The sequence below is a fragment of the Mesorhizobium sp. M0800 genome, assembly GCF_040320095.1.
Classification (GTDB): domain Bacteria; phylum Pseudomonadota; class Alphaproteobacteria; order Rhizobiales; family Rhizobiaceae; genus Mesorhizobium.
Window position 1 is genome coordinate 462568 of record NZ_JAMYOZ010000002.1, and the last position, 19273, is coordinate 481840.

General features: G+C 59.8%; 21 protein-coding genes and 2 pseudogenes. 5 read left to right on the forward strand and 18 right to left on the reverse strand.

Annotation, left to right across the window (positions count from 1 at the left end):
• Nucleotides 1–127: 127 nt before the first annotated feature.
• The 5 genes from NKI18_RS04660 to lgt all read right to left on the reverse strand — a co-directional run bounded on the left by NKI18_RS04660 (nucleotide 128) and on the right by lgt (nucleotide 4818).
• Nucleotides 128–748 carry a hypothetical protein gene (locus NKI18_RS04660; protein WP_352450502.1) on the reverse strand — a complete coding sequence of 207 codons (621 nt, stop codon included), beginning with the start codon at nucleotides 746–748 and terminating at the stop codon, nucleotides 128–130.
• Nucleotides 749–802: 54 nt separating this feature from the next.
• Nucleotides 803–1954 carry a M24 family metallopeptidase gene (locus NKI18_RS04665; protein WP_352456920.1) on the reverse strand — a complete coding sequence of 384 codons (1152 nt, stop codon included), beginning with the start codon at nucleotides 1952–1954 and terminating at the stop codon, nucleotides 803–805.
• Nucleotides 1954–2742 carry a peptidoglycan editing factor PgeF gene (pgeF, locus tag NKI18_RS04670; RefSeq protein ID WP_023678424.1) on the reverse strand — a complete coding sequence of 263 codons (789 nt, stop codon included), beginning with the start codon at nucleotides 2740–2742 and terminating at the stop codon, nucleotides 1954–1956. Before pgeF ends, NKI18_RS04665 begins: the two co-directional genes overlap by 1 nt.
• A 139-nt stretch (nucleotides 2743–2881) precedes the next feature.
• Nucleotides 2882–3970, reverse strand: a complete 1089-nt coding sequence (locus NKI18_RS04675) for a class I SAM-dependent methyltransferase (protein WP_352456921.1) — start codon at nucleotides 3968–3970, stop codon at nucleotides 2882–2884.
• A complete protein-coding gene (lgt, locus tag NKI18_RS04680; RefSeq protein ID WP_352615564.1) occupies nucleotides 3967–4818 on the reverse strand; it encodes a prolipoprotein diacylglyceryl transferase in 852 nt (283 codons plus the stop codon). The genes NKI18_RS04675 and lgt overlap by 4 nt, the downstream gene beginning before the upstream one ends.
• Nucleotides 4819–4949: 131 nt before the next feature.
• Between lgt and NKI18_RS04685 the strand changes: the two genes are divergently transcribed.
• The 3 genes from NKI18_RS04685 (at nucleotide 4950) to NKI18_RS04695 (ending at nucleotide 6450) form a co-directional block, all read left to right on the forward strand.
• Nucleotides 4950–5252: an accessory factor UbiK family protein gene (locus NKI18_RS04685; RefSeq protein WP_023678421.1), complete on the forward strand. Its 303-nt coding sequence runs from the start codon at nucleotides 4950–4952 to the stop codon at nucleotides 5250–5252.
• Between the two features lie 331 nt (nucleotides 5253–5583).
• Complete coding sequence (locus NKI18_RS04690) at nucleotides 5584–6084, forward strand: type III secretion system chaperone family protein (RefSeq protein WP_023678420.1); 501 nt, start codon at nucleotides 5584–5586, stop codon at nucleotides 6082–6084.
• 6 nt (nucleotides 6085–6090) lie between these two features.
• Nucleotides 6091–6450 carry a tRNA-binding protein gene (locus NKI18_RS04695; RefSeq protein WP_352456923.1) on the forward strand — a complete coding sequence of 120 codons (360 nt, stop codon included), beginning with the start codon at nucleotides 6091–6093 and terminating at the stop codon, nucleotides 6448–6450.
• A gap of 12 nt (nucleotides 6451–6462) precedes the next feature.
• Here the strand turns inward: NKI18_RS04695 and NKI18_RS04700 are convergent, their stop codons facing one another.
• From NKI18_RS04700 to NKI18_RS04710, 3 genes are all read right to left on the reverse strand, one after another.
• A complete protein-coding gene (locus NKI18_RS04700; RefSeq protein WP_352615567.1) occupies nucleotides 6463–7485 on the reverse strand; it encodes a glycosyltransferase family 4 protein in 1023 nt (340 codons plus the stop codon).
• Between the two features lie 205 nt (nucleotides 7486–7690).
• Nucleotides 7691–9106: an ATP-binding protein gene (locus tag NKI18_RS04705; RefSeq protein WP_023678416.1), complete on the reverse strand. Its 1416-nt coding sequence runs from the start codon at nucleotides 9104–9106 to the stop codon at nucleotides 7691–7693.
• A 399-nt stretch (nucleotides 9107–9505) separates the two neighbouring features.
• Nucleotides 9506–10117: a patatin-like phospholipase family protein gene (locus NKI18_RS04710; RefSeq protein WP_353018942.1), complete on the reverse strand. Its 612-nt coding sequence runs from the start codon at nucleotides 10115–10117 to the stop codon at nucleotides 9506–9508.
• Nucleotides 10118–10475: 358 nt separating this feature from the next.
• On the opposite strand from NKI18_RS04710, the gene NKI18_RS04715 reads away from it, so the two are divergent.
• Entirely contained in the window at nucleotides 10476–10889 is a 414-nt protein-coding gene (locus tag NKI18_RS04715) for an XRE family transcriptional regulator (protein ID WP_353018944.1), read from the forward strand.
• A gap of 358 nt (nucleotides 10890–11247) precedes the next feature.
• On the opposite strand, the gene NKI18_RS04720 is transcribed toward NKI18_RS04715, so the two are convergent.
• The 5 genes and pseudogenes from NKI18_RS04720 to NKI18_RS04740 form a co-directional block, all read right to left on the reverse strand.
• Nucleotides 11248–11559, reverse strand: coding sequence for a hypothetical protein (locus NKI18_RS04720; RefSeq protein ID WP_353018947.1), 312 nt, complete (start codon nucleotides 11557–11559; stop codon nucleotides 11248–11250).
• Between the two features lie 15 nt (nucleotides 11560–11574).
• Nucleotides 11575–12188, reverse strand: a pseudogene (locus tag NKI18_RS04725) (inorganic phosphate transporter); the annotation flags it as partial.
• Between the two features lie 138 nt (nucleotides 12189–12326).
• On the reverse strand, nucleotides 12327–13043 hold the full coding sequence (locus tag NKI18_RS04730) for a pentapeptide repeat-containing protein (protein WP_502900652.1): 717 nt from the start codon (nucleotides 13041–13043) through the stop codon (nucleotides 12327–12329).
• Between the two features lie 84 nt (nucleotides 13044–13127).
• On the reverse strand, nucleotides 13128–14069 hold the full coding sequence (locus tag NKI18_RS04735) for an exodeoxyribonuclease I (RefSeq protein ID WP_353018977.1): 942 nt from the start codon (nucleotides 14067–14069) through the stop codon (nucleotides 13128–13130).
• An 879-nt stretch (nucleotides 14070–14948) separates the two neighbouring features.
• A pseudogene (locus NKI18_RS04740) lies at nucleotides 14949–15395 on the reverse strand (pyridoxamine 5'-phosphate oxidase family protein).
• Nucleotides 15396–15624: 229 nt separating this feature from the next.
• Here NKI18_RS04740 and NKI18_RS04745 point away from each other — a divergent pair.
• Nucleotides 15625–15777, forward strand: coding sequence for a hypothetical protein (locus NKI18_RS04745; protein WP_353018953.1), 153 nt, complete (start codon nucleotides 15625–15627; stop codon nucleotides 15775–15777).
• A 118-nt stretch (nucleotides 15778–15895) separates the two neighbouring features.
• Here NKI18_RS04745 and NKI18_RS04750 read toward each other — a convergent pair whose 3' ends face one another.
• The 5 genes from NKI18_RS04750 to NKI18_RS04770 form a co-directional block, all read right to left on the reverse strand.
• The gene (locus tag NKI18_RS04750; protein WP_353018956.1) at nucleotides 15896–16579 is read right to left on the reverse strand and encodes an Abi family protein; all 684 of its coding nucleotides are present in this window, start codon (nucleotides 16577–16579) and stop codon (nucleotides 15896–15898) included.
• 254 nt (nucleotides 16580–16833) lie between these two features.
• The gene (locus NKI18_RS04755) at nucleotides 16834–17916 is read right to left on the reverse strand and encodes a helix-turn-helix domain-containing protein (protein WP_353018959.1); all 1083 of its coding nucleotides are present in this window, start codon (nucleotides 17914–17916) and stop codon (nucleotides 16834–16836) included.
• 2 nt (nucleotides 17917–17918) lie between these two features.
• Nucleotides 17919–18533 carry a hypothetical protein gene (locus NKI18_RS04760; protein WP_353018960.1) on the reverse strand — a complete coding sequence of 205 codons (615 nt, stop codon included), beginning with the start codon at nucleotides 18531–18533 and terminating at the stop codon, nucleotides 17919–17921.
• 73 nt (nucleotides 18534–18606) lie between these two features.
• On the reverse strand, nucleotides 18607–18846 hold the full coding sequence (locus tag NKI18_RS04765) for an RNA-binding protein (RefSeq protein WP_353018962.1): 240 nt from the start codon (nucleotides 18844–18846) through the stop codon (nucleotides 18607–18609).
• The gene (locus NKI18_RS04770; RefSeq protein ID WP_353018965.1) at nucleotides 18846–19076 is read right to left on the reverse strand and encodes a hypothetical protein; all 231 of its coding nucleotides are present in this window, start codon (nucleotides 19074–19076) and stop codon (nucleotides 18846–18848) included. The genes NKI18_RS04765 and NKI18_RS04770 overlap by 1 nt, the downstream gene beginning before the upstream one ends.
• Nucleotides 19077–19273 lie beyond the last annotated feature (197 nt).

The window sequence follows — 19273 nt, forward strand, 5'->3', positions numbered from 1 at the left end:
ACGCTTACGGCTTGAGCATGCGGCGATAGAGCCAGTTCCATGCCGACGGAATCGGGATAGCTCTATCTTTCAGTCTGAGCATCTCTTTTCCGAAAATCGGATTCCACTTTCGGAATTATGCTCCAGGTCAGCCGGCGCCGCCGCCAAGCCAAGTGGCGAACTGGTCGATTGTCTGGTCGGCAATTGCCTGCATGGTCGCCGGCGCGACCGCCGTCCAGCCTTCGCCGCCGCCAACAGAGGGCGCCTTCTGCTGGCCGTTGATGCGATGCAGCCGGTTGCCGGCCGGGTCATAGATGTCCCAGACATAGATGACGGTAGTGTCCTTGCCTTCCGTCATGGTCGAGAAATAGCCCTTGAGCACATGCGTTGGGGTCTGGTCGGTGCTGCCGGCCAAGGTGATGCCGCGCTGCCTGGCGCGTGTCTGAAGCTCGGCGGTCAGCGGTGTCGCGGCTTCTACCGAGGCGCCGACGATCGGCGCCACCTGCAGCCGGGTCCGCGCAATGGCAGCCGCGCTTTTGGCGAGCGGCACGGCTGCTGCAGCGGAAGGCTGCGCTGTATCTGCTGTTTGCGCGGTGCCGGCAGGCTGAGCCGGAGTTGCGGGGGGCGTTGCGGCACCTCCGGCTCCGGAGAGCGATTGCGTCGATTGTGGGGCAATGGCCGAGGGTTCGAGAACGTCCTTCGCATTGGTGCAGGCCGCCAGTGCCAGCGCCACGAGCAATGACACGGTCGTCACATGCGATCGTCTCATTAGCCTGAAAACTCCTTGGCGACGAACGCCCCTCACACTCTTTCCATTATGGATTCACTGCACGATCAAGTCGAGATCATGGCGGGACAGCGGCTTCGGCTGGGATTCGGTGGTCAGATAGGTGCGGCCAAGCGTCATCGCGGTTTCGGTTTCGGAGTCCATGATGATCATATGGGCGAACAGCGTCATGTTCGGCGCAATCGGTTCGGGATTACCCTGATAGAACATCGGCATATCCATCCAGGACGGGGTGAAGCGGGCGCCGAGCGAATAGCCGCAGGCATTGAGCCGGTGCTTGGTCAAATTGTGTGCTTCGAGGGTGCGGGCATGGGCGTCGAACACGTCGCCGAACGTATTACCGGGCGTCATCGCCTTCTCGACTGCAAGTAGCGCGGCGCGGGCGGCATCGAACAATTCCTGTTGGCGTTTCGATACCTTGCCGGTCAACACCGTGCGCATCATTGCCGCATGGTAGTGGTGGAAGACACCGGCCCATTCGAGCGTCAGCTGGTCGTTCTTGGTGAGCTTGCGGCGACCGGCCTTGTAGCGGCAAAGCAGGGCGTCGACTCCGGAGCCGATGATGAACTCGTTGGCCGGATAATCGCCGCCGCCGGCAAAGATCGCACCTTGCATGGCGGCGAGGATCAGCGCCTCATCGCCGCCCTGCTTGATCAGCGGCAGTGCTGCGTCCAGCGCGTCGTCGGCCAGATTTGCGGCTTTTTCCGCCTTGGCGATTTCTGCCGGGCTCTTGAACAGCCGTAGCCGGCTGACAATGCCGGAGGCATCCGCGATCTGCCCGAAGGTCTGCAACTGCTCGTCGAGGCGCCGGCCATTATAGGCGGTCAGGCCGTGGGTGTCGTATTCGACGCCGATCCGGGCGCCGAGCAGGTCAAGCTCGTTGAGCAGATTGCGCAGATCTACCGCCGGATTGGCGCCGTTGCGGTCCGTCCACAAAACGATGTTGTCGATGATCGAGGTGTGGCGCGCCTGGCGCAAGTCGGCCGAACGCGTCAGCAGCACCATCGAGCCGTCGGCCTTGACCACCAGGCACTGGAAAAAGCAGAAGCCGAAGGTGTCGTAGCCGGTTAGCCAATACATGCTTTCCTGGGCAAACAGCAGGACGGCGTCGAGCTTCTTTTCGGCGATCTCGATCATCAGTCGATCGCGCCGCGCGTCGAATTCCGAGCGTTCGAAATGCAGCGCCATCAGTCAGCCTCCAAAACGATTGCCGAAACCTGTCGCCCGTAGTCGGGCTCGTTGCGATGCGTGCTGCGCCGATAGGAGTAGAAAAGCTCTTCCTCGGCATAGGTGCAGCGGCCAAGTCCTTCGGCGTTGACGCCAGCCTTGGTCAGCCGGTCGACCGTGTAGCGGTTGAGATCGAACATCGCGTGTCCGGCAGTTGCGGAGGGCGCGAAATAGCGAGCATTGCCGGCATCGGCGTCGACGAAACGGGCGACGAATTCCGGTCCGACTTCGTAATTCCGTGGGCCGATCGAAGGACCGAGCACTGCGACGATGCGGTCGCGCCGGGCGCCGAGGCTTTCCATTGCCGCGATGGTGTTTTCCAGCACTCCGGTGAAAGCGCCTTTCCAGCCAGCATGGGCGGCGCCGATAATGCGCGCCTCGGCGTCGGCGAAGAGGACCGGTCCGCAGTCGGCGGTCGAGGCACCGACGGCAATGCCCGGCCGGTCGGTGACAATGGCGTCGGCCTTGGGCCGCTCGCCGGCAAAAGGCTCCCTGGCAATGACGACGTCCGGCGAATGAACCTGGTGAGCGGTCAGCAGATGGTTTGCAGGCACGCCCATCCATTCGGCGACCCGGCGGCGATTCTCGCGCACCAGCGTCTGGTCGTCGTTCGAGCCGGTGCCGATGTTGAGGCCCCGGTAGATGCCGCTGGAAATGCCGCCGACTCGCGTGAAGTAGCCGTGGCGGATGCCTTGCGCCGTTTCCAGCAAGGGCGACCGAACGGGATCCGGTTTGGTCTGATTCAGCATGGCGGCTTTGTTGTCCGTATGGGCGATTTCGTCAAGCGAGTTGAAGGGGCGCAGTTGAAGGCTGGTCAGTTGAAGGCTGGCGCAGTTGATGTCGGGCGCTAGTCGGAGACGGGAGAGTGAGAGAGGCGGCAGCGAAAAGTCAATCCGTGCTTGGAAACGGCGGAACGGCAATGCCGGCGGGGAGGACGGCAAGCACCTTGAAGAGTTCGCCCATGGCCAGCGGGCCGGCGAGGCGCTCGACGTCGGCCGCGATCTTTTCGCGAGCTGCCTCATCGGCATTGGCGCCGAGCCGGCCAGCTCGTTCGAGAAGCCCCATCTTGAGCAGGAATTCACCTTGCGTTGAGAGGTGGGCATCGAGGCTGTGTGCCCGAACGGTTGCCGCGAGGGCAGCGAAATCGACATGGGCTGTGAGATCGGCCTGCCCCGGATTGGCCAGCACGTCCTCATGACCGTGCTTGCGCAAGGCCTGCAAGGTGTCGCCGATCCCGGGCTGGAGGTGACCGTAGTCGAGAAACAGGCCGGCGCCGCCAAATCCGGCAAGTCGCCCGGCGATGGCCGCCATCAGGGCGGCGCGGGCTGGCGCCACCTCGACGATGGCACCTTGCGGCGCATTCTCGGCACCCTCCGGCAGCAGCATCGGGTCAAGCGAGCCGGCGCCGACGAAAAAGCGCAGCCGGTTCGCATCGTCGAGACCGATCATCCGCTCGCGCCAGCCGGCCCCAGCGCGGACGAACTGGCGGATGGGCACGGCGTCAAACAGCTCGTTACCAACAATCAGAAGCGGCCCCTGCGGCAGTGTGTCGACGGCCTCATGCCAGGCGATGGTGGCCGACGTCCCGGCAAGCGTTCGTTTCTGGACCTCGGTCAACCGCAGACTGGTCTCGATCAAGGCGAACGATGCGCTGGCGGTAAGCGTCCGATCGAGCCGCGAAAGCGTGCGCAGCATATCTCTCATCAGCGTGCCGCGGCCGGGGCCTATTTCGGCGATGGCGACCGGCGTCGGCCGGTCGATCGCCAGCCACGCCTGATAGAGCCAGATGGCGACCAGCTCGCCAAACATCTGGCTGACCTCCGGCGCGGTGACGAAGTCGCCGGCGGCGCCGAACGGCTCACGTGTCGTATAATAGCCGTCCTGCGGATCGAACAGGCAGAGCGCCATGTATTCGCTGATGGGGATCGGTCCCACGGCACCGATCAGCTCGGCGATGCGGGTCTTCAGCCGCGTCATGCCGGCTGCGGTTTTGTCACCGGCTTGGCTGTAGCCATCGCCCAGATGCCGGCCAGCACCATCGGCAGTGACAGCACCATTCCCATGGTCAGCCAGCTCGTGCCAAGGAGGTAGCCAAGCTGCTGGTCGGGCTCGCGAAAGAATTCGACGAAGATGCGCGAGGCGCCATAGCCGGCGATGAAGGCGCCGCCGACGAAGCGCGGCGCCTTCAGCTTGAACCGCGAATGGGTGAGGAAGCGCAGGACAAGGAACAACACCAGCCCTTCGAGGAGCGCCTCGTAGATCTGGCTCGGATGGCGTGCAAATGGGCCGCCATTGGGGAATTCGAATGCCCATGGAACGTCGGTCGGCCGGCCCCATAGTTCGGAATTGATGAAGTTTGCCAGGCGAACGAGGCCAAGCCCCACCGGCACGCCGGCGGCAACCACGTCGAACAGCGACCATGTGCGGATGCCACGAGACCGGGAAAACAGCGTCATTGCGAGAATGACGCCGATCAGGCCGCCATGAAACGACATCCCGCCCTGCCAGACGGCGACGATATCGAGCGGATTGGCAATGTAGCGCGGCAGGTCGTAGAACAGCACGTAGCCGGTGCGTCCGCCGAGCACCACACCGATGGCTGCCCAGACGATGAAGTCATCGAGGTCGACGGGCTTCATCGGCAGGGTGCCGTCGGGCCAGAGTTTTGGGTTGGTGACGAGGCGCTTGGCGTACCACCACGCGAACAGAATGCCGACGATGTAGCCGACGCCGTACCAATGCACCGCCAGCGGTCCGATCCGGACGATGACCGGGTCGATGTTGGGAAAGGGCAGGACGGCCAGCGGCAGCAAATATTCGCTCAACAGGGTCTCCGGGTTCCCAATCAGGTTCGGGCGCGGACCATGCGGCAGGCTTTTGGCGGGGTCAAGGCAAGCATATGCTTGCATTCCGAATCGCGCGCCACTACGTCAATTCGACCAAGCGAGGATTTGCCATGGCGACCGGACCGAACCGCATTCTCGATGAATTCGCCAAGCTGATGACCGATGCAGCCGGTGCCGCGCAAGGCGTGCGGCGCGAGGTGGAGACCGCCTTCAGGGGCCAGGCCGAGCGCATACTCAACTCCATGGACGTGGTGCAGCGCGAGGAATTCGAGGCCGCTCGCGACATGGCGGCGAAGGCCAGGGAAGAAAACACCCGCCTCGCCGCTCGCATCGAGGCGCTCGAGGCCAGGCTTGCCGAATTGACCGGTCAAGCAGCGCCTGCGGCTGCGGCAAAGCCGCGTGCAAAAAAATAACAAGAAATAAATCGTTAAACTTTTCCACAAAGCCGGATCGCAAAAAGCGCTTTGTCGTGAATCGCTTACCGGTACTGCGTGAATCTTTGTGACAGCGCCTTTCCACATGCGAATGACGCAGTGCGAAAAATTTGGCTGGTCACGCGACTCCCGATCAATAGACTGAATTTGTTGCATGATTCGGAGCAGGGTCATGCGCCGGGCGGTGGGGTCCGGTCCGGGGTCTTTGCGTTCACGAAGTCCTGGCCGTCCGAGTTCTAGGCAGAATTGTTCGAGTGTGCCTCTCCCGCGGAGCGTGTGGTGGCGCTCCCAGAACGACAGGAAGCATTTCATGGAACTTCTCGAACTCGAATTCTCCCGCGAAATCCATCCGGTGGATGTTATCGAGCAGGTGGCGCACAACAACGATTGGTCCTTCGAGCGGGCCGGCGACGACGAGATCTCGATCTCGGTTGCCGGAAGCTGGACCGACTACCACGTTTCATTCTCCTGGATGGAGGACTACGAGGCGCTGCACCTGGCCTGCGCCTTCGACATCAAGGTCCCGGAGGCGCGCGCGCTCGAGGTGATGCGGCTGCTTTCGCTGATCAACGAGCAGATGCTATTTGGCCATTTCGACCTCTGGGAGCAGGAAGGCGCCATCATGTTCCGCCAGTCGCTGCTGCTGGCCGGTGGGGTCGAGCCGTCGAGCCAGCAGGTCGAGGTGCTGCTGTCGTCGGCGCTGGAAGCCTGCGAATGCTATTTCCAGGCGTTCCAGTTCGTCGTCTGGTCAGGCACTTCGGCCAAGGATGCGTTGGCCGGCGTGCTGTTCGAAACCTACGGAAACGCCTGACCGTCGATGAGTTCGAGCAACGCGCGAAAACCCGAGATCAGCTTTGCCGATTTCGACCGCGTCGACATCCGCGCCGGCACGATCGTCGAGGCCGAGCCTTTTCCCGAGGCGCGCAAGCCGGCGATCAAGTTGAAAATCGATTTCGGTCCCGTGATCGGGGTGAAGAAATCCTCGGCCCAGATCACGAAATACTATACGTCCGAAGCCCTGATCGGCCGGCAGGTGTTCGCAGTGGTCAATTTCCCGCCGCGTCAGATCGGGCCATTCATGTCGGAAGTGCTGACGCTCGGCTTTCCTGACGAGGAGGGCGCCGTCGTCCTTGGCGCGATCGAGCGCAAGGTGCCGGACGGCGGCAGGTTGTTCTAGCTGCGTTGTTGTTCACGCAGCCAGTTTACGCGTGGTACCCAGCGCTTCTTCGACCGTTTCCATGAACATTTCCGCGCAGGCCTTCCAGCTGTAGCGCATCGCGCGTTGCCGCGCCTCGGCGCGGTCGACGTGAAGGGCGGCGAGCGCTGCTTGCCGCAGGTCGTCCGACACCGCGCCGCCGATGCCGTCACCCACAATATCGATCGGTCCGGTGACGGGATAGGCTGCGACCGGCGTGCCGCTGGCCAGCGCCTCGATGATGACGTTGCCGAACGTGTCGGTACGGCTGGGGAAGACGAAAACATCGGCCGAGGCGTAGATCTCGGCCAGTTCGTCGTTCGGACGATGGCCAAGGAAATGGGCATCGGGATATCTGGCCTTCAGCTTCGCCAATTCCGGCCCTTCGCCTACGACCAACTTGCTGCCGGGCAGGTCGAGGTCGAGGAAGGCCGGCAGGTTCTTTTCGATCGCGACGCGGCCGACGCAGAGGAAGATCGGTCCGGGAAATCCCAGGTCCTTTCTTTTGTCCGGCCGAAAGTGATCGGTGTCGACGCCGCGCGTCCACGGCCGGAGCTTGGTGAAGCCGCGCGCCGCAAGATCGTCGGCAAGCGACTGGGTGGCAACCAGCGTGCCCTGTCCTGAATTGTGGAAATCACGCAGCCAGCGATAGGCCCATGCTTCAGGCACCGGCAGGCGCGCGCTCAGATATTCCGGAAAACGTGTGTGATAGCTGGTCGTGAACGGGCGGCCGGCGTTGCGGCAGTAGCGCCGGGCCATAATGCCGAGCGGTCCTTCTGTGACGATATGGATGTGGTCCACCTTGCGCGCCTCGATCAGCTGCGCCACGCGGTGCGGCGTCGTCAGCGCCAGCCTGATATCGGGATAGGTCGGCAGCGGCAGGGTGCGAAAGATATTCGGCGTCAGGAAGTCCGTCTCGATATCGAAGGATTTCAGGGTCTCCGAGAGGCGCTCCAGCGTGTGGACGACGCCGTTGACTTGCGGGCGCCAGGCGTCGGTGACCATCAGGATGCGCATGGCGGTCCCTTGGCGGCAAGCTTGATTGGCTTGCCGCGATGCCTGAACGGCGACCACGCCGCCACTCTGGCCTCGCACCGGCGCACCCGGACAGGCGCGGGGTCGAAATGAGGCCGCAGGGCCGAATCAATCAGGATCGCGCGCTTCATTGGCGCTCTTCACCATGGTTTCATGACGGGCGGATGAAGGCCGGGTCTCGCCGCCGTCAAGCCGGAACCTTGATCACCGCCCGCAGGCCGCCGAGCGGGCTGCGTTCGAGGACGATGTCGCCGCCGTGGCTGCGGGCAATGTCACGTGCGATGGAGAGGCCAAGGCCGGTGCCGCTGGCGTCGAGGTTGCGGGCCTCGTCGAGCCGCACGAACGGCTTGAATACATCCTCCCGCTTTTCGGGCGGAATGCCCGGACCGTCATCGTCGATGGTGACGAGCAGCGAACCGCGCCCATGATTGGCATTGATCTCCACCGTCTTGGCATAGCGGAATGCATTGCCGACGACGTTGGACAGCAGCCGGGCAAAGGCATTGGGGCGCACGTGCACATGCGGATCGCCGACAAGCACGGTCGACAGCTTGCGCTTGCGCAGCGCGGCTTCCTCGCGAAGCTTGTCGAAGAAGGCTTCGAGATCGAACTGACCGGCGTCTTCCGAAGCTTCGCCGCGTGCAAAGGCAAGGTAGCCTTCCAGCATCGACTGCATGTCGTCGATGTCCTGGTCGAGTGCCTGGGTATCGGCCGCCTTGGTCCCGGCAAGCGCCAATTGCAGTTTGAAGCGGGTGAGGATGGTCCTCAGATCGTGGCTGACGCCGCTCAGCATGGCGGTACGCTGCTCGAGCTGGCGTTCGATGCGTTCGCGCATCTGTATGAAGGCAAAGCCGGCGCGGCGGACTTCCTCGGCTCCGCGCGGGCGAAAATCGCGCGGCATCGGCCGGCCCTTGCCGAAGCTCTCGGCCGCCTCGGCCAGCGTCAGAATCGGCCGGATCTGGTTGCGCAGGAAGGGAATGGCGATCATCAGCAGCACCAGCGAGGTGCCGACCATCCAGATCAGGAAAATATGGGTGTTCGATGCATAGGCCTGGCTGCGGCGCACGAAGACGCGCAGCACCTTGTTCTCGAGCTGGACGCGGACCTCGACGATATTGGAATTGCCGACCGTATCGATCCAGAACGGACGGTTGATCTGGCGGGTGATCTCGGACGAAAGGATCTCGTCGAGGATCGAGAAGAACGGCTTTGGCCCGGGAGGCGGCAGCGGGTCGGGCGGTAGGAGGTCGACTTTCAACTGCATGCGATCCTGGGCGATGCGAATGACGTTGGCGTAGTCGGCGTCGTGAGGATAGGTCTCTATTAGGTCGATGATGGCGGCGATGTCGCGCACCGTGGCCTGCGACAGGCGCTGCGTCACGGTCTGCCAGTGGCGCTCCATGAAGACAAAGGCGACGACCGACTGCAGCATGATCATCGGCGCGATGACGATGATCAGCGAGCGGGCATAGAGCCGCTTCGGCATGTAAAGCGAAACCAGGCGCCAGAAACGGTTCCAGGCGCGCGGCACGGCCTTGAGCGCCCGCGTCGCGCGAGCGCTCAAGCCGCCATCTCCCGGCCGTTCGAGTTGCGTGGTCGCCATTCGTCCTTTCGCTCACCGGGACCCGGCAAAGGGCCGCTGTCGGCGGCATTCTATTCCACGCTGAGCCGTTCTGGAACAGCCGTTTGAGTTCAAGTGGTTAGGCTGTCAAACCCGTGTTTATCAAGCATTGAAAACAAAGGGTTTATTCCGATATTGTCAAACCCAACAATTCCACGTTGCGCTCGAGACTGCTTCCGATTCGATAGGTGAACATGTATGCTCACCTCGCGATTTTCTCAAACCAAAACGGGCTAAGATATACGTCACGGAATCTTGCCGCTCGATATCAGTGCCGGCCCTTGAGCATGGCGACGGAACGATCGCCGGGCTGGTGCTGGTGATTGCGTGCGGGTTCCAGCAAGACCAACATGCTGGCCGATCGCGTTACGCACCTGACCGTCAGGGGCACCAATCGAAGGCGCATCCAGTTGATGACGTTTTGCATGCAGCTAGGCCAGTTCGGCGTCGGCGATCGCATAAAGGGTGGGATTGTTGGCGCAGAACCCGCCATCTAGCAGGACGGTTTCGGTCCCCGGGGGTGAAGGTCTTCTTCGAAAAGAATGGGTAGGCTGAGCATGACGCCTGAACAGCATCTCCCAAGTTAACGCCAAAGCCGGGGACGAAGCTGGCTATCCGGCCATGTGCCTGGCCTGCATCGGCTTTGAAAATAATGGGTGTCTCTTGGAGCCAGCGCGTTGCGACGATTCCGATGCCGGTTTTGATCTTATTGAAGCCGTCGTCCTTAAAGATATCGGCAGCAAGTTTGGCTAATTGTGCGGACCGCGCGGTCTTCGTGGTGAGCCGCATGACGTTTGGAACATGCTCCTTGTAGAGCTTGTGAATCTCGGCGACAGGCTTGTCGGTGGCTAGCATAGCTCCGATGATCGACCCTGTGCTCGTTCCATAAATTAGGTCGAAAACTTCATAGAGCGGCCGTCCAAGCATGGCCTCCACCTCACGCAGCACACCGAGCGTGTAGAAGCCCTTAGCTCCTCCGCCATCCAAGCTCAATATTCGGAATTTGTTGTCGCCAAGCTTCGAAACGCCACTCTCGTCAGGATCGTGTATACCAAAAACGCGCCGGGAGGGCGCGTCGCGATGAGTTATTCTGGGGCTCGTTCCCGGAAAGTTGCCAGAACACACCTGATACCAGCCACGTCTCGATGCCTAGGTGCCTTCTGACCCGCCTCGATATCCTCGATGAGCGACGGTGTCGTATTGCGATGCATCTCGTCGAGAGCGTCGCTGCGGAGAGGCGGCTTTGGCCGCGTCCGCATTTCGCCATGTTCTACGCTAAATAACCCGTAAGTCGATCGCTATAAACAGATCAAGCAGCACGTTGATGCTGTGAGACGAAGAGAGTAGATCGATGGTTAAGCAAACAACAAATAGGCCTTACTGTGGCACAAGACTGGCTAAATTCGTCGAACGACGAATTCTCGAGATGAAGCCGCGCAAGACCCAGTCGCTAATCGCAAGCGAGGCTGGTTTCGCGCAACACACCATGTTGGCGAACATCAAGGTAGGCAGCAGCAAGCTGCCGCTCGACCGAGTCCCAGGCTTGGCGAGGGCACTCGAATGCGATCCGGCTTTACTGTTCACCATGGCCATCGAGCAGCTCGGTGGTGGCACGACCGAATTAGCAATCCGGAACATTTTCGGGACCATCGTCACGGAAAACGAAGCCGCCTGGCTCGAGGAAATCCGCAAGGCGTCAAACTATTCAGATCCAAGTCTGACGTCCAGGTCGAGGGCTGCGCTCCGGGGGATATTCGGAAAATGAAGGGCGCCGAGGACGAAGCTTCGGGTGGTTTCTACCGAAGGCGCACCGCAGAGATCGCGATCACGCCAAATGAACTCGCATGGATCGAGTTCCTAAGACTCGCGAGCGGCGATACCGACCCAGCGCCGACGTTGGAGCGAGTTCAGCGACTCCGACAGATGTTCCAAAGTCGGGCAGCTGACCAATGAGAAAAAAGCCTTACTTCAATCCATGGTGGCTCGGCGCTTCCATCCCCAAAAGACATTGGCATTTTCATCGGCAGCTCTGGCGCCGATACAGCATTGTCCTCCAGCCTGGCGAGTTCTCGGACATCGTTCGGGACATCAAATCCGGCTACGCCAAGGTGATCGAAAAGCGATCAAAAAGGACGGCTATCTATTCCATCAGGATCGGCCGTGTCGATGAACGGATTTATGTTCTGTCTGACGGCAAACAGGTCCTCACGGCTTGGCCGCCAGAGAAGCGACTGAATGACAAGCGGCGCCGAATGCGTAATGACTGACGGGCCGTTCGATGATGGCGATGGGCCGATGTCCAGTTCCCAGGTGACCTCGGCATCGATCTGCCGGCCGAGCACGTCGCAGATGCGCCATTTCGCGACATTCTGGCCGCTTCTCCAAAGCTGATCTTCGAGCAGCGGCAGCAGTCGACCTTCGCGATCGTCAGTCAAACTTCCGGCTCCGCATTAACTGAAGAGGGCCACGATTCCATAACAGCAAGCAGCAATCAGCGCCGTAGAGGGCATGGTGATCACCCAGGCGATCACGATCGAGCCGGCTATGCCCCAGCGGACGGCAGAGATGCGCCGTGCCGCTCCACGCCGACGATCGCGCCGGTGATGGTGTGCGTGGTGGAGACTGGGATGCCGAGCCAGGTCGCGCCGAACAGCGTGATCGCGCCGCTGATCTCGGCGCAGAAACCCTGCATCGGATTGAGCCGAGTGATCTTCGAGCCCATCGTGTGGACGATGCGCCAGCCGCCAAACAGCGTGCCTAGCGCCAGCATTGCCTGGCAGGTGATCACCACCCAGGAGGGCACGTAGAACTCGCCCCCGAGCATGCCCTGCGAGTAGAGCAGCACCGCGATGATGCCCATCGTTTTCTGCGCATCATTGCCGCCATGGCCGAGCGAATAGAGCGACGCCGACACGAATTGCAGGATGCGGAAGGTATTGTCGACCGCGAACGGCGTCTGGCGCACGAAAATCCAGGAGACGGTGAGTATCAGCACCAGAGCCAGCACGAAGCCGGGGAGCGGCGACAGCACGATGGCCGCGACCGTCTTCAGCAGCCCCGACCAGCCAGCAGCTTGAAGATGAGCGCCGGTTTATCGCCAATGCCGAAGCATGGCTTCGACCTTAATGGGCATGTCCGCGGCACAAAGTTACAGGTTCGAATCCTGTCGGGTGCAGCATTGCCGCAGTTCGCTTGCCGACAACTATTCCTGCTGGAATTGACAGGGCCAATCTTCAGGCCTCGTCAAGCCAGAAGGCAACTCGGTCCGGGCGTCTCCGCAAGCCATGTTGAGCTGCCACTGGGACAGACCCGCCGAATTGGAAAGATCGACGCCCTCGATACGGGTCAGAAAGAAAAAGGCGCGGTCAAAGTCTATCGGCGCGGTGAACCTCGCTCCTCGGAAGTCCGCCCGTGCGAGATTGGCAAACGAGAAGCGGCTGCCGCTGATATCGGCGTCATGGAACTGCGCACGCCCCAATTCTGCCTTTGTGAAATCAACATTGGTCAGATTGGCGCCCTGGAAATTCGAGCGCTGTATTTCCGCGCTTGCAAACACCGCGCCCTGCGCGTCCATACGGCTGAAGTCGGTCCTGTAGGCCTCGATTCTGTCGAACCGGGCGCCTTTGGCGGTCGAGTCGGCCAGGGAAGCACGCACAAGCGTTGCCTTCTCAAGATTTGCCGCAAGGAGATTGCTGTTCCTGAGGTCGGTCGAAGTGAAATCAACACCGAACAGGTTCGCCCCGCTCAGGTCCTGTCCTTCTAGCATGAGAAGCTTCTTGTCACACTCGTGCCAATTGACGCCAGGCGTCGCGGCTGCCTGGCAATTGTGAGCAGCAGTGGCGTTCTGCCAAGCAAACACCGTGCAAACCGCTAGAACCAAGCCGGATGCGCCGTAAGCTCTGGTTCGCCTCAAAGTCATTGTTGCTCGACCTCTGCTACTCGCCGACACTCAACCTTACCACATCTGCTGACACTCGAGCCACGGTGACCACCGCCGTCACAGTTAGCGCATTTTCTCATATTCAAGCTCTTGACCCGAACCAGTCAATGCCGCTGCACGGCGGCATCCTCGCCAGAGGGTGGTGAGCGGTCGCCCGTTCTGACCAGCACGAACGAGCATCTTGCGCCACGGCTTCCCCTTCGCGATAACCGTCGGGTCCTGCCTCAGGTCAAGCGTGAAGACCTCGCCCGAGTTGTCGGGGTTGATCCCAATGGCTGTCACCAGGCTAGAAGAGCAGAGGCCAAAACGCAGGCGTGTCGCCACGAAGACAGGATTCATCTCGACAAATCGCGTCGCGGAGGCTTTCACCCGATATTCCATCGCGGAATTCCACACCGCAGGCGCACGCTCCCTTATGAGGCGCGCAATGTGAATGGTCGCATGGACGTCAGCGAGCGCATCGTGGGCGTGGCTATGTTCGAAGCCGTTGGCAGGCGCCAGACGATCCAACTTGAAACTTGTCCGTCCCTTCTCGTTCACAGGCCAGGCAAAGCCGTCCGGCGCGAAGGTGTGCGCTGCAATAGCCAGGGGCAAGATGTCTAGCCGCGAATTGCCACCGGTGTTGGTCGTGTAGATCGGCAGGAGGCTCGAGTAGAAGGCGCGTCGGAGAAGCTCCTCGTCAAAGCTGATCGAATTGTAGCCGACCACGGTCGCCGGAGACCAAGCCGCCAATACCTCATGAATTCGGGTGCACATTTCGTAGTGCGACGGGAGCTGCAGATCGAACAGCTGGTCAACGCGCACACCCGTGACGACCATTGCGCGTGGTGACGGGACAATGTGTGGGAGCAGCCGTGAGCGTATCTCAAAGCTGTCAACGATATTGAGATCATCGTCAGTCCGAACCGCCGCGAATTGCAGTATCTGATCGAAGCAGCGATCAGCACCCGTCGTCTCGGTATCGTAGACGATACAGCCATCTGCGGCCCCGTCCTGATGAATGATGCACGACGCTTGTCACCAGAAGCAAGTTCTCTGGGGTGAACGAGCAAACCGATCGACACTACAGCGACAGGATACGGCATGGCACGCTCTATGGCAGACGGTTGCCCTGGGGTCAGTCTCTACCGATCATCAGGACTCTCGTCCGGAATCCTCCAGCTAGTCGGCACTTTCGAGCTCACCGCCGATGGTGCTGATGTCGGACTGTCCGCGTAGCATCGTGTTAGGCGAGGTTGCCCTGCAAGCGCTGCGCCAATTTGGTATGTCGTCGAAACCAGCTGCGTCACGTGCGGTCAGCCATCGCCGGACCAAAACCCCGGGAACCAACCGACTTTCAACGTCGCGTCATTCCATCCCCAATGGAAGTCCTAGGGCGCCCGCCGTTCCTCCATCCGGATGCGTTTTGGCGCCACAGAGCATAAAATTCCGGAAGCGCCCATCCTCATGGGGAGCGCCTGCGGAGGGCGCCCACTCGACCCGCGAGCATTCCGAAATCCTACGAAGGCGAGGACGGGCTCGATACCTGGAAGGCCGAAGGCAAACTGCCTGGTTTGTTCTGGATCGATCCGGCGCGGATCCTGCGCGGCAAGTTCCGGACTACGGTTCACTCAAGAGATCGCTTTCACGCAACATTGGATAAAATGCGGGGTTCGATCTTGCTGAGTGGCAACTCGGCGCTACCGATGACGCGTGGGCCGATACCGGCAGGATTTCCATCCCGTCGCACAGAGACGCGTGCTGATGCATGCAGAGCAACGACATCAGAGGCATGAGCAACGAAGCTGTGCTCCAGGCCAGGCCAACGCTGCCGGCGAGCGCCGCGGATCAGCTCCGCGGCTTCAGGACCTACGGGAGGGCGGAATTTGTTCAACGCATCGACTACTACTCACTTGCTTCACGGCCCGACATCTCTTCGGCGAGAATACGGAAGAAGACGTGCGGCGTGCTGTCTGACATGGCAGGAATGACAGGTTTGAGGGCACCAGGCTCCCACCAGTCTGCGTGCTTGCTCAACACTGACCATGCATGACCGCGTTGAAACTCATGGCCGGTCCGGTCACTCAGTTCTTCAAAGCGGCCGTAGACAATGACGCTTCTCCATCCGCGTCCCTGGCCGTGTTCCTCGACCTGGGCGCACGCCAAGGGATTGGCTCTCATCCATTCGATCTTCTTGCCTAGCAGGGAAAACGCATAGAGATGATTGTCGGCGTAGGCGTAGTTGGAGCACACGACCTAGGGTTGCCCATCCTTCGCGCATGCCAAGTGACCTACACGATTGGCCGCCAGCAATTTCGTGCATTCCAGTGAAGACAGCGTGCGGATCAGCATCGGGGATCTCCTATTTTTCACGCCTTATTTCACACCTTGGCAGCTGCACTCGCAAGGACGTGGATCAAACTGCGCTTCTGCGAGCGTAGCTTCTTTCGGGTTGATCTCCGGTTGGATTTCGCGTCAGAGGGCGGCCAATGATCGGCTGGTCGTCAGTATTCTGGCTGCTTAGGGGAAGAGATGCGGAAACTACCGCTCGGCCGGACTGCTGCTCGTGGCGTCGCCGGCGTTGACCGACGAGTTCTGCGACGGGTTCGAGGAAGGCTACAAAACGATTCAGGGCGAGACGGTGCTGGTCCCACTCGGCCCTCTCGAACCGCTTACTCCGCTGGGATCGAATTCGTATCGCGAGGGCATAAAAGCCGGGATTGCTGCGGCGTAACCGCTTCTCCGGCAAGCGCCCGCTGTGCATCGTGGTCGATCACGACCTGACGCATGAGGAAATGAACGCCCACTACCGGGCCGTGAGCCCATGGAACGGTAGTGTCTCAGTTTGAAATTTAGGCCTGTTTCGCTAGCTTGGGCTTTTCTTTCCATATCTCTCCGAAGTTACACGTCGCCTCTGCGAAACCAGAGGTCGCGGGACACATAGCGGCGACGATGCGCGCCAGCTTGTCGCGACGGTCATCTAGAGGTAAGTGAAACACCGGCTCATGGTGTGCGACACGATTTCGAAGCGTCAATAATTCGTCGCAGATTGTCCACGCGGCGGCCCGGTCCAAGTCAGCATCATGTGCAAACACCTTCGCCAGATTATATCGCCACGAGTAGTGATTGTAGTTCGCTGAAAGTTGGGAAACCCAGAAGCCAGCTGAGAGATCTGATACCACAACCGACGTGCTAACGGGGCGCACCCCGCGATCTCTCTCCTGTCTGCGAATGGTTTCGTCGAGCCGTCTTCGGTCGTCGCCTTTAAGGTTTCGAACGAACTCTCCATGCTTATACGGCCATCCTTCTTTGTATTTCCAAATAAAAAAGTCGTTCATCTTGTTTCTCAGGCAAATCTCCCAGGATTGCAGATATATATAGAGAGATTGTGAGATTTTTGCATTCCACTGGTATAACTGGAGAGCGCCCTTTTCATTGCTGTTCGACGCCCCTAGATATGTCCCAAAGCGTGGCGAGCTTAGGGATTTCTTAAAGAGTGTGGCGAAATCAGGGTTTTTTTCAAACGTCTCTTGCATACTGGGAGCGTCCGCTCTAAGTTGACGTGGTGAGCCTCTAGAAACGGTCCCTGCGCTTGACGCACACCCCCAGAGGACGGGAATAAGGGAAAGCGGGTTGCGGGAGCAGCCCGCTTTTTCCCGTTTAAGCAGCGCGCTTTTTGTATGCCCCCTCGGCCCTGGCTTCGGCGCAAGATTTGGATACGGGTTCTGAGGGGCAGCTTGTTCATGCCCCTAATATCTGAACTTTTATGCTTAGTGCCAAGCATTAAAGTTCACGTTATAATGCGCAGTCGCGGACGTGTCGGTTCGTTGCGGTCGAGCGAACCGTATAGTTCCTTGAACTCCCACTCCCGCACGCGCGACATCTGAACAAGCTCAGCCACATCAAAACCAAGATCGTCCACGTGAGACCGAAGAATGCTCGGGAGCACCGTCGGCGCATCAAAAGAAAAATCGAGAGCCGCTGGTTCCCTCGTTCTCCATCCGCGCGCGCTTATTTGTTGCCAAAGGTATCTCGCTTGATTGTCTGAAATCGCATTGAGTGACTGCGCTGACATCAGCAAACTTTGCATCGATACGCGCCATTCCTTCTTAAGCGACGCAAGCAGTTCCAGTGTGATCTTGCGCCCACGGAAGGCTTCGACCATTTCTTGTGGCGGCAGGAGAAACGCCGAAGCAAATTGATTGGCCTCGTCCTCCATGTGAGCAGTCGGGAAACGATGCATGACCAAATGGCCCAGCTCATGCGCCAGTGTAAATCTAAGCCTATCGGCTGGATGATCGCGGTTTACGAGTATGAGCGGCGGGCGACCTGGCGCAGCGAACGTGACACCGCTCACAGGCGCGCCGTGAAAGGATGACTCGCCAATAATGATGCCGGCCTTCTCCATCAGAAGTGTAAGGTTCTTAATGGGGCCGTTGACCACCTTCCAGTGGGCTCTCACCACCGACGCTATCTTGGGAATCGAGCCATACACTTCGACGTCCAAGACAGGCAGCTCATTGGCGGGGTTAAGGTCCACATTCTCCATAAAGCGACGAAGATGAAAGAGCCGAATATTCAGTTCGGCTGTAATCATATCCACGTCTCGCGCCGACACTTCCGACTTTTTCCCACGCAACATTGTATGAACGCTGACCGGGGGGCCATACACCGTATCTTGAATGGAGAAAAACTCGACGGGCAGGTCAAAGACACTGGCAGCCCGTTCCATGAACTGATGATCGGGCTCGATTAAGCCGTTCTCCATCCGAGAGAGAACCGCCTGTGCGATGCCCAAATCATCAGACGCTTTCTTTTGCGTGAATCCTCGCAACTGCCGCGCAAGGCGCAGCAAATCTCCAAATGTGGCCATAGCTATTCGCCTTTGGCGGTTTCGTCGTCGGTCTTGATCTTCGGCGTCACGAGCGGGCCGTCGTCGTCCGGCGGGCTGCTCGGCAAGATAATGACACCGCTCCCGCTGCTTTCGCCGGCATCATCGATTTCGTAGGACCACAAGACACGATCATTGTTTCGTGCCACGACCAACATGCTCTGGACTGCCGTGCCGATGTCGTTCGCGGACCACACGAACTCGACTTTCGCGGCCTCTGGCGGAAACCCCGGCAAATTCATCTGGGGATCAATGAAGTCCAACACAGCCAAGGTGAGAATGTTCTGCCCAAGGTTGTCGTCATCACCCTTCTTGAACCGGGCGATGACCTTGCCGTCGAAGCAAAACTTTACGGTCTGACTCTCATCGAGAGTCCGCACTGATTTGTCCGAGGCGAACTCAGTGCGGGCATAGCGCGCGATGGCATCGAAAACGTAGTTCGAAATGGTGCGCGGATAGAGAACCGGGGAGAAGCCTTTCGACGCGCGGCATTCCGACACCGACAGCCATTCGGCAAATCCGCGCTCGATAACTGCCCTTATTCGCGCGTGGTATGGAGTCAACGCTTCGCGGACGTCCGACTCTGAATATTGGTCCATGTTGATTCGGTCCTCTGCTTCAAAGACGAACTTACGCGACTGTTTTGCAAAATCAACAAAAAATATTCAAATTCTATTTTGGTGTGTTCTTCCAACGGGTTGCGGCAGCCTTGCGAGCAATTTCGGCGCGACGCTCTGGCGTCATGTTCTCGGCGCGCTTCTTTCCGCCCTTGGCACCAAGCGCCTTCGCAGCAGGGTCTTTGCCGTCGTCAATCACGTCGTCGGCTTCCTCGCCGATAGCAATGCGCATGACGCGGGCGGCATTGCCGATAACGTCGGCGGGGCGCTTCTGGCCTTTAGGTCCGGTCGGCATTATGGGGCGTCCGGCGCGTTATTGCGAATAAGGCGGTCGATCTGTTCTTTTAGGCTGGTTGTCGGCGGGAGTCCGACGACGTTGCCGGCAACGGCGGTTTCATACACGACCCGACGTGCCTCATCCGAAAGGGCATTCCAGTTCAATAACACGGCAGCCGCGATATACTGCAGCGGGATCGCGTCGGCGGCGTCATGGGATTTCAAAATATTGATATCGAAGTCAGCCATACGGAATCTCCTATGCTTTCCGCTAAGCATATAGGAGTTTGGCTCGTCGTGCGACAGCCGGTTGACGCCGATTGACGGCAGATCGAATTTCAACCTGAGACACTTCTCTATTCGGCGTGTTGAGGTCAATCACTATCGAGCTTTTGCGTGTCTCCGGCGTTTTGACGTCTTTCGCAGGGCCTTGCTTCTCTTCGGGA

Bases quoted from the DNA above. Each gene is read 5' to 3' on its own strand.
- NKI18_RS04660 (WP_352450502.1), bottom strand. From the start codon at position 748: ATGAGACGATCGCATGTGACGACCGTGTCATTGCTCGTGGCGCTGGCA.
- NKI18_RS04665 (WP_352456920.1), bottom strand. From the start codon at position 1,954: ATGGCGCTGCATTTCGAACGCTCGGAATTCGACGCGCGGCGCGATCGA.
- pgeF (WP_023678424.1), bottom strand. From the start codon at position 2,742: ATGCTGAATCAGACCAAACCGGATCCCGTTCGGTCGCCCTTGCTGGAA.
- NKI18_RS04675 (WP_352456921.1), bottom strand. From the start codon at position 3,970: ATGACGCGGCTGAAGACCCGCATCGCCGAGCTGATCGGTGCCGTGGGA.
- NKI18_RS04685 (WP_023678421.1), top strand. From the start codon at position 4,950: ATGGCGACCGGACCGAACCGCATTCTCGATGAATTCGCCAAGCTGATG.
- NKI18_RS04690 (WP_023678420.1), top strand. From the start codon at position 5,584: ATGGAACTTCTCGAACTCGAATTCTCCCGCGAAATCCATCCGGTGGAT.
- NKI18_RS04695 (WP_352456923.1), top strand. From the start codon at position 6,091: ATGAGTTCGAGCAACGCGCGAAAACCCGAGATCAGCTTTGCCGATTTC.
- NKI18_RS04700 (WP_352615567.1), bottom strand. From the start codon at position 7,485: ATGCGCATCCTGATGGTCACCGACGCCTGGCGCCCGCAAGTCAACGGC.
- NKI18_RS04705 (WP_023678416.1), bottom strand. From the start codon at position 9,106: ATGGCGACCACGCAACTCGAACGGCCGGGAGATGGCGGCTTGAGCGCT.
- NKI18_RS04715 (WP_353018944.1), top strand. From the start codon at position 10,476: ATGGTTAAGCAAACAACAAATAGGCCTTACTGTGGCACAAGACTGGCT.
- NKI18_RS04730 (WP_502900652.1), bottom strand. From the start codon at position 13,043: ATGACTTTGAGGCGAACCAGAGCTTACGGCGCATCCGGCTTGGTTCTA.
- NKI18_RS04750 (WP_353018956.1), bottom strand. From the start codon at position 16,579: ATGCAAGAGACGTTTGAAAAAAACCCTGATTTCGCCACACTCTTTAAG.
- NKI18_RS04755 (WP_353018959.1), bottom strand. From the start codon at position 17,916: ATGGCCACATTTGGAGATTTGCTGCGCCTTGCGCGGCAGTTGCGAGGA.
- NKI18_RS04760 (WP_353018960.1), bottom strand. From the start codon at position 18,533: ATGGACCAATATTCAGAGTCGGACGTCCGCGAAGCGTTGACTCCATAC.
- NKI18_RS04765 (WP_353018962.1), bottom strand. From the start codon at position 18,846: ATGCCGACCGGACCTAAAGGCCAGAAGCGCCCCGCCGACGTTATCGGC.
- NKI18_RS04770 (WP_353018965.1), bottom strand. From the start codon at position 19,076: ATGGCTGACTTCGATATCAATATTTTGAAATCCCATGACGCCGCCGAC.